The organism is Pseudonocardia yunnanensis, assembly GCF_039534065.1.
Taxonomy (GTDB): Bacteria; Actinomycetota; Actinomycetes; order Mycobacteriales; family Pseudonocardiaceae; genus Pseudonocardia; species Pseudonocardia yunnanensis.
In genome coordinates, this window is record NZ_BAAAUS010000056.1 from 1 (window position 1) to 13,775 (window position 13,775).

General features: G+C 71.3%; 6 protein-coding genes. All 6 read left to right on the top strand.

What is annotated here, in order from left to right; all coding sequences use genetic code 11:
• Positions 1–286: 286 nt before the first annotated feature.
• A complete protein-coding gene (ssb, locus tag ABD743_RS38845) occupies positions 287–868 on the top strand; it encodes a single-stranded DNA-binding protein (protein WP_344728783.1) in 582 nt (193 codons plus the stop codon).
• Between the two features lie 25 nt (positions 869–893).
• Positions 894–2,570, top strand: a complete 1,677-nt coding sequence (ettA, locus tag ABD743_RS38850) for an energy-dependent translational throttle protein EttA (RefSeq protein ID WP_344728785.1) — start codon at positions 894–896, stop codon at positions 2,568–2,570.
• A gap of 58 nt (positions 2,571–2,628) precedes the next feature.
• Positions 2,629–7,353 carry a hypothetical protein gene (locus ABD743_RS38855; RefSeq protein WP_344728787.1) on the top strand — a complete coding sequence of 1,575 codons (4,725 nt, stop codon included), beginning with the start codon at positions 2,629–2,631 and terminating at the stop codon, positions 7,351–7,353.
• Between the two features lie 149 nt (positions 7,354–7,502).
• Positions 7,503–12,266 carry an NAD-glutamate dehydrogenase gene (locus ABD743_RS38860; RefSeq protein WP_379659349.1) on the top strand — a complete coding sequence of 1,588 codons (4,764 nt, stop codon included), beginning with the start codon at positions 7,503–7,505 and terminating at the stop codon, positions 12,264–12,266.
• A 73-nt stretch (positions 12,267–12,339) separates the two neighbouring features.
• A complete protein-coding gene (locus ABD743_RS38865; RefSeq protein WP_344728791.1) occupies positions 12,340–12,756 on the top strand; it encodes an acyl-CoA thioesterase in 417 nt (138 codons plus the stop codon).
• A 46-nt stretch (positions 12,757–12,802) separates the two neighbouring features.
• A complete protein-coding gene (locus ABD743_RS38870) occupies positions 12,803–13,429 on the top strand; it encodes a DUF8185 domain-containing protein (RefSeq protein WP_344728793.1) in 627 nt (208 codons plus the stop codon).
• Positions 13,430–13,775: the final 346 nt, after the last annotated feature.

The following is a 13,775-nucleotide window of genomic DNA, read 5'->3' on the forward strand; positions in this document are numbered from 1 at the left end:
GCCCTCCAGCGCCGATGGTACTGCACTCGTTAGGGTGTGGGAGAGTAGGTCGCCGCCGACATCAAACGTTTTGTGGGCCCCCGCCGGAAGGCGGGGGCCCACTTTTTTGTGCATTTTTTGAGCTAGCTTCGCTGTCGGGGCCGACACTGTGCGCCGGCCCGCCGGTGCGGGCATGGAGTTGTCCACCTCGGGCTGCGGCTGTCCACAGAAGGGTCGACCGTCTGGTTCGGGCGGCTGCAGGAGCCCACTCTCGTTCTCGCGGGATCACCAGCGAGCAAGGAGAGAGATGCACGAGACCTACACCACCGTTGTCGGCAACATCGCCACCCGAGTGGATCTGCGCAACCTTCAGGACGGCACGGTTCTTGCGAGCTTTCGGGTGGCCACCACCGAGCGGAGGCGCGATCGCGACACGGGTTCGTGGCGCGACGGTGAGAGCCTCTACCTGCACGTCACCTGCTGGCGGGCGCTCGCTGAGAACGTGCATCGCTCGCTCGGGGTGGGCGATCCGGTCATCATCCACGGCAAGTTGTTCACCCGCAGCTGGGAGAAGGACGGGAAGCGCCAGAGCGCCGTCGAGATGGAAGGCCACACTGTAGGCCCCGACCTCGCCCGTTCCACGGCCGTGGTCGCTCGTCCTTCGCGGTCCAACGGTGCCGGGGCCCCGGCCGTCGTAGGCGACCCGGCCAACGGTCCGCAATCCGGCGGAACGGCGGAAGGTGCCGGCACCCGCCCACCGGATTCGGTCGGCGCAGAGGCGGGGTGGGAGTCACAGCCGGGTGCGCCGCATACCCGTGGACCTGCGACGACCGGTGGCAGCTTTCCTGCCATGCGGCCTGCGCCGCTGGAGGCGGGCGTGGGGGGCTGAGGTGGACGGAACTACCATCGTTGACGTGGCGGAGTTCATCTACAGCATGCAGAAGGTCCGGAAGGCCCACGGCGACAAGGTCATCCTCGACAACGTGACGTTGAACTTCCTGCCGGGCGCGAAAATCGGCGTGGTGGGGCCGAACGGCGCGGGGAAGTCGACCGTTTTGAAGATCATGGCCGGCCTGGAACAACCCAACAACGGCGACGCCATGTTGGCGCCCGGTGCCACTGTCGGCATCCTTCAACAGGAGCCGCCGCTCAATGAGGAGAAGACGGTCCTCGGCAACGTCGAGGAAGGACTGGGCGAGATCAAGCAACAGCTCGACCGGTACAACGAGATCGCCGAGTTGATGGCCACCGACTACTCCGATGAACTGATGGAGGAGATGGGGCAGCTCCAGGAGATCCTCGATCACAACGACGCCTGGGAGCTCGACTCCCAGCTCGAGCAGGCGATGGACGCCCTGCGGTGTCCGCCGCCGGATGCGTCGGTCAGCCAGCTGTCCGGCGGTGAGCGACGGCGGGTTGCGTTGTGCAAGCTGCTGTTGAGCAAGCCCGATCTGCTGCTCCTCGACGAGCCCACCAACCACCTCGACGCGGAGAGCGTCCTGTGGCTGGAGCAGCATCTGGCCGGCTACGCCGGGGCGGTCCTGGCGGTCACCCACGACCGGTACTTCCTGGACAACGTCGCAGAGTGGATCCTCGAGATCGACCGCGGACGGACCTACCCCTACGAGGGCAACTACTCCACCTACCTGGAGAAGAAGGCCGAGCGTCTCGCGGTCCAGGGGCGCAAGGACGCCAAGCTGCAGAAGCGACTCGTGGAGGAGCTCGCGTGGGTGCGCTCCGGGGCCAAGGCCCGGCAAGCGAAGAGCCGCGCACGTCTGCAGCGCTACGACGAAATGGCGGCCGAGGCCGAGCGGCACCGCAAGCTCGACTTCGAGGAGATCCAGATCCCCGCAGGGCCGCGCCTGGGCAACATCGTGGTCGAGGTCAACAACCTCGACAAGGGCTTCGACGGCCGGATGCTGATCAAGGATCTCTCCTTTTCGTTGCCGCGCAACGGCATCGTCGGCGTGATCGGGCCTAACGGTGTCGGCAAGACCACCCTGTTCAAGACGATCGTCGGTCTGGAGGAGCCCGATTCCGGCACCGTCCGGGTCGGCGACACCGTGCGGCTGTCGTACGTCGACCAGAACCGCGCCGGGATCGACCCGAAGAAGAACGTGTGGGAAGTGGTCTCCGACGGGCTCGACCACATCAAGGTCGGGCAGTCCGAGATGCCCTCGCGCGCCTACGTTGCCGCGTTCGGCTTCAAGGGGCCCGACCAGCAGAAGCCCGCGGGTGTCCTGTCCGGGGGCGAGCGCAACCGGCTCAACCTGGCCATGACCCTCAAGCAGGGGGGCAACACGATCCTGCTCGACGAACCGACCAACGACCTGGACGTCGAGACGCTGTCGTCGCTGGAGAACGCGCTCGAACAGTTCCCCGGGTGTGCAGTGGTCATCTCGCACGACCGGTGGTTCCTCGACCGTGTGGTCACCCACATCCTCGCGTGGGAGGGCACCGACGAGAACCCGGCGTCGTGGTTCTGGTTCGAGGGCAACTTCGAGGCGTATGAGAAGAACAAGGTCGAGCGTCTCGGAGTCGACGCCGCGCGTCCCCACAGAGTGACCCACCGTAAGCTCACGCGCGACTGAACGCTTACGCTCACCCGGCTGGTGGATCAGGATCAGCCGGGTGGCATCAGGAGGTCACGTGGGGTTGCCGGGCGGAGTTGCCAAAGCTGGAAAGCCCGACCTCCTCGCGGTTGCCTCCTCGCTCCGATGGGTCCGGCCGGACCTCACCGCGGCGCTCGCCGACCACGTACTCGAATGGGCTTCCGCGGTCGGCGAGCGGGACCTGTGGCTCACCGCAGCAGGATGGGCGTTGAACGCGCGCCTGGCCACAGGCGACGGGCGCACGATGGCGTCCGACATCGTGGAGGAACTGTCCCGGTGGGGCGCAGCGCCCCTGGCGGGCCCGTCCGCCCACCGGCTGCGCGTGGAGTTGGCGCTCGCGGCCGGCCGCGTCGGGGAGCGGGATCTCGCGCGGAGCCTCGTCGCGCCGGTCACTGCGGACGCCGCCGTACCGGAGGCACAGGCCGATGCGTTCTGCGTCCTCGCCCGGTGCGCGGTGGACGATGCCCCCGACCTCGTCGCCGATGCGCTGCGCCGAGCCGAGCAGGCATGGTCACAGGTGGAGGCTCCCTACGGGGAGATCGGTGCTGCATCCGTGGCCCTGATCAGGGCCGCAGCCCAGCGCGCGGCCGACCGGCCCGACACTGCGGTCGAGCACGCCGCTGAGGGGCTCGCCCGCTTGGAGCGCAGCCGGGGATCGGCGACGCCGGGCACACCGTCGGCGCACCTCGCCGCCGCCTTGGCAGCGGAGTGGATCTCGGCACTGCTCGACGCCGGTCGCGTGGACGAGGCCCGCGAGGGTTGCGTCCCGCTGATGCCGAGGCTCTCCGAACCCGCGCGGCCCAGTAGGCACCTCGCTCGTCTCCGGCTGACGGTTGCCAGAACGGTCACCACCGGCGGCGTCGAGACGAACACCGTCAACACACTGGAACAGGCTGCACGCGATGCAGCTGACAGTGATGTTCCGGACCTCGAGGCGGTGTGCCGCTCCGCACTCGCCGCCGTGCACGCGAAAGCAGGTCGGTCGGTCGCGGCGCAGGAGGTGATGCAGCTCGGTGACGCCGCCGAAGTACGTGACAGCGAGCGCACCGAAAGGCTCCACGCCGTGCTCGCGGCTCTTCCGGCAGCGACGCTGTCGACCGACGAACCCGCGAAGGCAGAAGAGAACAGGCGGAGTGCCGGCCACAACGGGGCCGTCCACCCGACGGACCCGCTGAACGACGACCTGCCCGGCGAGTGGACGGCCGGGTGGAATGACGCCTCCGACGAGTGCCCCATCGGCGACTTGTTGTTCCGGAGTCTCCGGTCCGGTCCGAACGGAACCGGGCACGGTGAGGAGGACGCGGCTCAGAGCGACCCGTTGGGAGCGGTCTGGTCCGACAGCAGCAGGCCGGGCGACCGCTGGCTGGAGAGTGACTGGCCGGGCGAGAGCGCACCGGCCACACCCAACGGCCGGCGCGGCAGCCGTCTCGATGGCAGGCCGGAAGACCACCTGCCCGCCCGCGCGGATTCGCTGTCGAGCGGCTCGGGTGCGGATCTGATCGCCGGCAGCGGTCGCGGAAGCCGGGATCGGACGCAGAGAGAGCAGCGCGGTGACGCCCGCCGGGCGGGCGCGGATTCGTCGAGCAGCTCGGGTAAGGATCTTTTCGGCTTCGGCCGTCGTGAGGGCCTGGGCCGGTCGGAGCGCGATCGTCGGCAGGACGACGAGCCGGGCGGCGCGGGCGACGACCTGTTCGAACCCGGCAGCCGCGCGCGGGGCAGGTCGAACGTCAACCCGCAGGACGACCCGGCAACCGGTGCCGCGGTGATCGATCGCGCCGGCCGCCGTCGCAACGGCAGCGGAAGTCCGCGGTCTGAGAACGGCCGGCGCGACGAGGACCCGCTGACGGGGTTGGACTGGTTGAACGGTGGTTCGAACGGCGCCGGGCGCAACTGGTCGAGGCTCGACCGTCGGACGGGTGCGGATCGTGTCAACGGTCGATCGGGCCGAGGCCGGTCCGACGACGGGATGCTGACCAGCGCGGAGTGGTTGGCGGGCGCCTCGCGCAAGGAGTTCGGCACCAGCCGTGCGGGCCGTGGTCCGACAGATGCCGAAGACGACCGGCCGATCGGCACCGACCGTCCGGCGGAGGGCCTGGACGGAGGCGCGCTCGGTGGCGCCGGTCGCCGTGACCACGGCCGGTCGGAGCACAACTCGCTGACTGCGGAGGACTGGCTGACCGGTCGGTCGGGCAGTGACGTTCGGCGCAATGGCCGGGGAAGTGCGCGGTCGGGCCGCGACCGCCAGGACGAGCAGCCGCCGACCGGAGTGTCGAACGGCCGCTCGTTCCGCAACGGCCTGGCCAACGGCCGCCGTATCGGTAGCGACAGCCGCGATCGGCAGGATCAGGACTCGCTGACCGGTGTGGACTGGCTGGCGGCCGCCCCGCGTCGGGACGAACTCGGGAACGGGAGCCGCTCGGGCGGCGACCGGCACCATGACGCGCCGCTGACCGGCGCGGACTGGCTGGCGGGCGACCTGCATGGGGACGTGCTCGGCAGGAGCGGCCGGCGCGGTGGGAGGCCGGATGACGATCTCCTGCGCGGTGAACAGGGCGGCGCCGACGGCCGTTCCGCCGGCACTCATTCCTCCGACGAGCGGGAGCGGCCCACGAACGGCACGTCGGGCTCGTGGTCGCGCCGGAGGGACGGTGGCGGCCGTGGCGCCGATCGAGCGCTGCGCGGCCTCGGCCGTTCCCGCGATGACCAGGGCGGAGACATCTCCGGTGGGCGTGGCCGACGCGATGAGCCCGGCCCGCGCAACGGGCGGCGCAAGCACCGGCTCGACGATCCCTGGGCAACCGGGCAGTGGTCGATCGTGCCGAGTGCCGACGAGCAGGGCGGAGGCGTTCGGAAAGGCCGTCGAAACGGCTCGGACGCGGGACCGGCCGCCACCCCGCCCACGCCGGAGCGCGAGTCCGCCGTCTCGGCCGTGGCGAACCCCGAGGCCTGGCTGAACGCTGCGCTTGCCGACCTGGAACGCATCCGGAAACGGCCGAAGCCCGCCGACGCGCCGCCCGCGCCGGAGCCTGTGGCTCCGGACGTCGACGGGAGCGTCGTCGCGATCGACGTCGTCAGGGACGGGCGCCGCTTCGCCGGCAAGCGCGCCGCTGCCGTCGTCCGGTCTTTGGCCGACCGGCTGGTCGACAGGTTGCCGTCCGGCGCCCGGCTCCGGTTCGACGAGGCGGACGCGCTCTCGGTGGTGCTCCCGGGATGGGACCACGGCGACGCGGTGGCCTGGATGCATCGGACGCTGCCCGGACTGCTGTCCGGCGTCACCTCCGGCGAGGACATGCCGGGAGCGCACCTGCGGGCCGCGGTGCACGACGGGGACGGCCCCGTCGGTGCGCAGATCATGCAGCGCCTGGACAACGTCACCAGCAGGTCGGCGACGACCGAGCGAAAGCACGCCGGCCGGGCCGGAAACAGCCGCAGTGCCAACGGGACCTGGGGCGATCTCGGCGCAGCAGCCCGCTCCGCGGCGCGGGACACCGGCACGGTGAACGGCTCGTCACGGCGGCGCTCCCGCGAGAGCAGCCCCGGCCGGACCAGGGACAGCGACCGGGGCGATCCCGGCGACTTACCGAGGAACGGCGCACCGGCGGCCCATCCGTTGCAGGACTCCCGGCGGGAGGAGCCCAGCGACGCACCGGGCAAGGGTGGACCTGCGGTCCGCTTGACGCGTGGCGCCGGCCGGGAGGATTTCAGCGATGCGCCGGGGAACGGTGCGTCCGCGCTCCGCTCGCCGGGCGAGACCGGCCGGGATGACGACGGTGATGCACTCAGGAACGGTGCGTCTGCGGTCCGGGCGTCCCGCGTTGCCGGCGGGAGTGATTTCGGTGCCGCACTGGGAAGCGGTGCCGGTCGGGAGGGCTCCGGTGACGAGCCGGCGAACGGTGTGTCCGCGGTCCGCTCGACCCGCCATGCCAGCGGGGCGGGCTCCTCTGACGCGCCGGGGAAGGGCGCGTCTGCGGTCCGTTCGCCCGGCGGTGCCGGCCGGGATGATGTCGGTGATGGACCGGAGAGCGGTGGCTGGGCGGTTCGTTCCACTCACGCCGCTCACGATGCCGATCACGAGGACTCCCACGACACGCCGGCCGAGGGCACATCGCCGTCCGGGTCGCAGAAGGGCGGCGCTCTCCGCAGGTTCTCGAGCCGGACTTCGGGGCGAGATGGCTCGCGGGTGGACGTCGCGTCGGGCGAGTCCTTCTCAGCCGGGGGCTCCGATGTCAGGGACTCGTCGGCTGCAGGCTCGCGGGGGGATCGTGCCGGACGCGTGTCGGGCTCCGCTGGAGGAAGTCGTTCGGCCGGTGCGACTGAGTCCTCGGACGGGCGGCCTCGGCCGGAGCGTGCGGGGCGGGAGTCCGGCGCAGGCGCGAAGAATGGCGCCGGTCGGCGTTCAGCGTCCGGGGCCCTGAATGGTTCTGCGCGAGACGCCGATCCCGCTGTGCCGTCACGTGCGCACGGCCCGGGGGAGGGCTCGCGGTCAGCGGACACGTCCTCGGGTGACGCCGCGAGCCCGTCCACGTCCGGGGGCGTGACGGAACGGGACCCGGACGGAGAGTCGGGGGCGGGCGGTCGGCACGAGGCCGGCGGTCGCACACCGTTCCGCGTGGCCGGGGAGGCGGGCTCCGAGGGCAACCGGCACCGCCGCAACGGCGCGGAGAACCCGTCCCAACCGGCGCAGGAGGAGGCCCGGTCGACGGAAGGTCTCGGGATCGCGGACCTCCTTGCGGGTGCCCTCGCTGCCTACCGGGGGATCTGAGCATGGGTCTGACCAGGCGTGTTCCCAACAGGCGGGAGCGGTCGTAGGGGCAACCGACCATTAGGCCGACGGGGCTAGGGTGGCAAGGTCGGCATGGGGGAACCCGTGGCGACCGGCCTGAACGACATGGCCGCCGTCGATCTCCGGAGTTGCCTGTGACGAGCCGGACCCGTGAACGGGACTCAGTTCCCGCGCCGGACCCCGAGCTGACCGACCTGGGGGCGCTCTACGCCCGCCACGCCCCCGACCTGGAGCGGGGCGATCATCTGCCGCTGCTGCGGGCCGCCGCGCGCGGGCACCTCCAGCTCGCCCGGCTACGGGCCCGTGGCGAGCCGCTGATCCGGGTTCGTGCCCCTGAGCCCGCCCCGGACTCCAGCGGCCAGGTGGGGCTCGTGGTGGAGATCGTCACCGACGACATGCCGTTCCTGGTGGAGTCGTTGCTGGCAGGCGTCGGCAGGGTGGGCGGCGATGTGCAGCGACTGATCCACCCCATCGTCGTCGTGCGCCGCACCGACGAGGGCGAGCTGACGGAGGTGCTGACGGAGGCCGACCCGGCCGCTCCGCCTCCTGGTGCGCTCGTGGAGTCGTGGATCCACCTCGACCTGACCCCCGCCCCGATCGACGCCGCAGAGCTCGAGCGCGAGCTCGGCAGAGTGCTGCGCGATGTGCGTGAGGTGGTCGACGACGTCGAGCCCATGGCCGCCAAGGCGCGGGAGGTGGCCGACGCGCTGCCTGCGCAGCCTGCCGTGGCCGGTGGCACGGACCCGGCCGACGTCGCGGAGCTGCTGCGCTGGCTCGCCGACGACCACTTCACGTTTCTCGGCTACCGCTGCTACACGGTGCCGGAGGACTCAGGGGAGCTGCGTGCCGTCCCCGAGTCCGGGCTGGGCGTGCTGCGCGGTGAGAAGGGGATCGCCGAGACCTTCACCCCTCAGGTCGACCTGGGGGACGGCCCGGGTGACGTGCTGGTGCTCACGCGCGCCAACGCGCTGAGCCCGCTGCGGCCCGTGCACCCGTACTACCTGGCCGTGCGCACCGTCGACGCCGACGGACGGCTCGTCGGTGAGCACCGCTTCCTCGGCATGCTCACGGTGGCGGCGCTGTACGAGAGCGTCCTCGACATTCCGGTCATCGAGCGCAGGGTGCGCAACGCCATCCACCGGGCCGGGTTCCCGCTGGAGTCCTACTCCGGTCAGCAGATGCTCGAGGTGGTCTCCGGGCTGCCGCGGGAGGAGCTGTTCAGCGCGAGCGAGCAGCGCCTGCACGACACGGCGGTCGGTGTGCTCGCCGTGGCCGGGCGGCGGGCGGTGCGGCTGTTCCTGCGGCCCGACCCCTACCGGCGGTTCATCTCCTGCCTCGTCTACCTGCCCCGCGACCGCTACACCACGGCGTCCCGGCTGCAGATGGCCGACGTGCTGCAACGCCGCCTCGGTGGGCGCAGCGTCGACCAGAACGCCCGCGTCTCGGAGTCGAACCTCGCGCTCGTGCACTTCACGGTGCACACGGATGCGAACGCGTCGGGCTTCGGTGACGTCGACGTGCAGGCGCTGCAGGACGAGCTGACCGAGGCCGCCCGCACGTGGGACGACCGGTTGCTCAGCCAGCCGGGGGCAGCGGGTTTCGCCGCGCTCCTGCCCGGTGTGCCGGAGCCCTACAAGGCTGCCGTGGCGCCGCAGCACGCCGTCGAGGATCTGCGCCGGGTAGCCGCACTGGCCGGTCCCGGCGCGTTCGATGTGCGCCTCTACTCCGCGCAAGGGCCGTCGGCCGGCACCGGGGACCGGCGGTTCAGCCTCTACCTGGCCGGGGCGCCCGCCACGCTGACCTCGGTGCTGCCGCTTCTCCAGCAGCTCGGTGTGGAGGTGCTCGACGAGCGTCCGTCGGAGTTCGTCCGGGCCGACGGATTGCGCTGCTGGCTCTACGACTTCGGGATTCAGGTCGACGACGCCACGAGCGCCGTGCTGGCCGAGCGCACCGACGAGGCGATCGAACGCGGCTTCTGCATGGCGTTCAGCGCTGCGTGGCGCGGTGACGCCGAGACCGACAGGTTCTCCGCGCTCGTGCTGCGGGCCGGGCTGCCGTGGCGTGAGGTCGCCGTGCTGCGCGCCTACGCCCGCTACGCCCGCCAGCTCGGCTCGCCCTACGGGGCGCAGTACATGGCCGACACGCTGCTCGCGCAGCCTGCCGTGGCGCGGGCCCTCCTCGCGCTGTTCCGGGCCCGGTTCGACCCGTCTCTCGACGACCGCGAGCGGGAGATGGACGCAGCGCTCACCGAGGTGCGGAGCCTGATCGACGCCGTGACGGGCCTCGACGCCGACCGCATCCTGCGCTCCTACCTGGCGATGATCACCGCGACGCTGCGCACCAACTGGTTTCGCGAGCGCCCCTTCTTCTCGTTCAAGATCGATCCGAACGCTGTGCCCGACATGCCGGCGCCACGGCCGAAGTTCGAGATCTTCGTGTACTCGCCGCGGGTGGAGGGCGTCCACCTGCGATTCGGGCCGGTCGCCCGGGGTGGTCTGCGCTACTCCGATCGACCGCAGGACTACCGCACCGAGATCTTGGGTCTGGTCAAGGCGCAGGCGGTCAAGAACGCGGTGATCGTGCCGGTCGGGGCCAAGGGCGGGTTCATCGTGCGCAGGGCCGACCCCGGCCCCGACGAAGTCGAGTACTGCTACCGCACCTTCATCTCCGGCCTGCTCGACCTGACCGACAACCTGGTCAGCCACGAGGGCAAGCCGAGCGTCACGATCGCGCCCACCGGCGTGGTCCGCCATGACGCGGACGACTCGTACCTCGTGGTCGCGGCCGACAAGGGCACGGCACGGTTCTCCGACACGGCCAACGAGGTGGCCGCGTCCTACGGCTTCTGGCTGGGCGACGCGTTCGCCTCCGGTGGGTCGGTCGGCTACGACCACAAGGCCATGGGCATCACGGCGAAGGGCGCGTGGGAGAGCGTCAAGCGCCACTTCCGCGAGCTCGGCATCGACACGCAGAGCCAGGAGTTCACCGTCGTCGGTGTCGGTGACATGTCCGGCGACGTGTTCGGCAACGGGATGCTGTTGTCGCCGCACATCCGGCTGCTCGCGGCGTTCGACCACCGGCACGTCTTCGTCGACCCGTCCCCCGACGCGGCCCGCAGCTTCGCCGAGCGGGAGCGGATGTTCGCGCTGCCGCGGTCGTCGTGGGACGACTACGACCGGTCGGTGATCAGCGCGGGTGGTGGTGTCTGGCCCCGATCCGCGAAGTCCGTTCCGGTCGGGCCGGAGATCCGGGCCGCGCTGGGACTCGCCGAAGACGTGTCGAGGCTGAGCCCACCGGAGCTGATCGCTGCGATCCTGCGGGCCCCGGCCGACCTGCTCTGGAACGGCGGGATCGGCACCTACGTGAAGGCGACGGACGAGTCGAACGCCGACGCGGGGGACAAGGCGAACGACGCCGTTCGGGCCGACGCCGCCGAACTGCGCGTGAAGGTGGTGGGCGAGGGCGGCAACCTCGGGCTGACCCAGCGCGGGCGCATCGAGTTCGCCCGCCGCGGGGGCAAGATCAACACCGACGCCATCGACAACTCGGCGGGCGTCGACCTCTCCGACCACGAGGTCAACATCAAGATCCTGCTCGACCGGCTCGTCGCAGCGGGAGAGTTGGACAAGAGCGGTCGGGATGCCCTGCTCGTCGAGATGACCGACGAGGTGACCGATCTCGTGCTGCACGACAACCGCGACCAGAACGCGGTGCTGGGCATCGCGCGGGCGCACGCCGCGGCGATGGTCAACGTGCACGGCAGGCTCACCAGCGACCTTGCGGTACGTCACGGGCTGGACCGGAAGCTCGAGGTGCTGCCCGACAAGAGGGGCTTCGCCGCGCTCGAGGCCGCGGGTACCGGCCTGAGCAGCCCGGAGCTCGCCACGCTGCTCGCGCACACCAAGCTCGACCTGACCACCCAGGTGCTGGCCACGGACCTTCCCGACAGCGTGACGTTCGCCGCCCGGCTCCCGGAGTACTTCCCGCACCCGCTGCGCATCCGCTTCCCCGCGGCGATCACCGGCCACCCGCTGCGGCGGGAGATCGTGACCACACAGCTGGTCAACGAGATGGTCGACGGCGCCGGCATCACCTACGCGTTCCGCCTCGGCGAGGAGCTCTCCGCCGACGCCGCCGACGCCGTGCGGGCCTACGCCGTGACCACCACCGTGTTCGACCTGCCTGAGCTGTGGGAGGCCGTGCGCGCACCGCAGATCCCGACGGCGGTGTCGGACGAGATCGTGCTGGAGACGCGGCGCCTGCTCGACCGGGTGTCGCGCTGGTTCCTCACCAACCGGCCGCAGCCGCTGGCCGTCGCCGCGGAGACTGCGCGCTTCGCTGCCACGGTGCGGGAGCTGCGCGCCGAGCTGCCGCGGCTGATGCGCGGCCGGGAGCTCCTCGCCGTCGAGAAGCGGTCGGCGGAGCTGCGCTCAAGCGGTGTGCCCAAGGACCTCGCGTTGCGGGCAGCGGCGCTGATGTACGGCTACGGCATGCTCGACGTCGTCGAGCTGACCGAGCTGGCGGAGCGCGACCGGGAGCCGCGCGAGCCGCGCGAGGTGGCCGCCCTGTACCTCGGCCTGTCCGAGCACCTGGGCATCGACGTGGCGCTGACCTCGGTCAGCGCGTTGGAACGCGGCGACCGCTGGCACGCGCTGGCGCGACTCGCGCTGCGTGACGACCTGTACGCGTCGCTGCGGGCGATCACTCTCGACGGACTGCGCGAGGCGGCGCCGGGCACTCCGGTGGATGCGGCCATCGCGCAGTGGGAGAAGGCGAACGCCTCCCGGTTGGTGCGGGCGCGGGCAGCGTTGCACGAGGTCGGCACGGCGGGGCAGCTCGACCTCGCGACCCTCTCGGTGATCTCTCGGCAGCTGCGAGGGCTCGCTCGCTGAGTCAGTGACAGGCCGGACGGATCGGGCACCCTGGGTGCCCGGCCGTCCGGACCGTCCTGAAAGGGTGAGTGGCGTGACTCGCTTCGTCACGCAGGTTCCCCTGCGCTGGACCGACCAGGACTCCTACCGGCATCTCAACCACGCCCGCGCGGTGACGTTGCTGGAGGAGGCGCGCATCGATCTGTTCTTCGAGACTGCGGCGGCGGAGGGGATACTCGGCTTCACCCACGGGTTGCTCGTCGCCGGTCTGAACATGGAGTACCGGCGGCAGATCCCGTATCGACCACACCCGCTGCGGGTGGGGATGTGGGTGGACGAAGTGCGTGCGGCGTCGTTCCGGATCTGCTACGAGATGCACGACGGACCGGAGGCGAGCGATCCGGTGGCCGTCGAGGCCTGGACCCGGATGGCCACCTTCGACCTTGCGGCGCAGCGGCCGCGACGGCTGACCGCCGACGAGCGCGTTTTCTTGGGGAGATGGGCCGCATGACCCGCCTTGTGACCGCCGACGTGCTTTTTCCCGCGGAGGGGGAGTCATGACAGCGCTCACCGTTCCCGACCCCGCCGAGCGCGGCGATCTCGGAGCTTTCGTGGCGCGGGTGGTCCGGCTCGACCAGGCGGCGATCGTGCGGCTGCGGGCGAGCGGCGGCACCGTCACGGCGTGGGCCACCACCCCGTTCGACGTGCTGGCATCGCGCTCGGTGCACGGCACACTCGATCCCGCCGACGTCACGGTGCCGGGCGCCAGTCTGCTCACGGCGCTCACCGTGGACCGTGCCGAGACGGTCGACCCTGGGGCCGGTGGGCTGTGGCCGGGCGACCTGCCGCCGGACGAGGGCTGGGCCCCCGTGGACGACGTGCCGGCCGCGGAGGTCGACGCGGTGACCGAGCGCGGACTCGCGCTGGCCAGGGAGAACGCGGGACCGCTCGGTCCGCCGGCCTCGTTGCTGGATCAGACGGTGCTCACCGTGACCAACTCGGCGGGGCCCGTGGTCAAGATCCCGCTGCGCTGCTTGTTCGCGCTGTCCGGGATGGGGTTCCTGGGCGACGCGGACGCCGGCGCGGTACGTGTCTCGGCCACCGGAAGCTGGCTGCGGCTCGACGCCCGCTACGGCGCTGTGGTCCGTCGCCGCGTCACGACGCTGCCTCTGCTGCTGGCCTGACGGCCGTCGGATGCGTCACTCGGGTCTCGGCGGTGGCGTCGACCGGACCATCCCGCGCCCTCGGTGATCTTCTCCGGCAGAGGTTGAACGCGATACGGGAGAGGGTTCGACAGGGCGAGCGAGGTGGTCGCGCGGGTCACGCCGGCGCAGTCGGAGAGGCGCGGGGTGATCAAGCTGTCGGGGGGCCTGCCGGATCCTGCGGTGTTCCCAGCAGCGCGGGTCGCTGCGGTCACCGCGCATCTCATGAGGACCGATCCGGTGGCCGCGATGCAGTACTCCCCGACCCGGGGTCTGGCAGGCGTCCGCGAAGCGATCGCGGACTGGCGCGAGACGACCGGTGACCGGC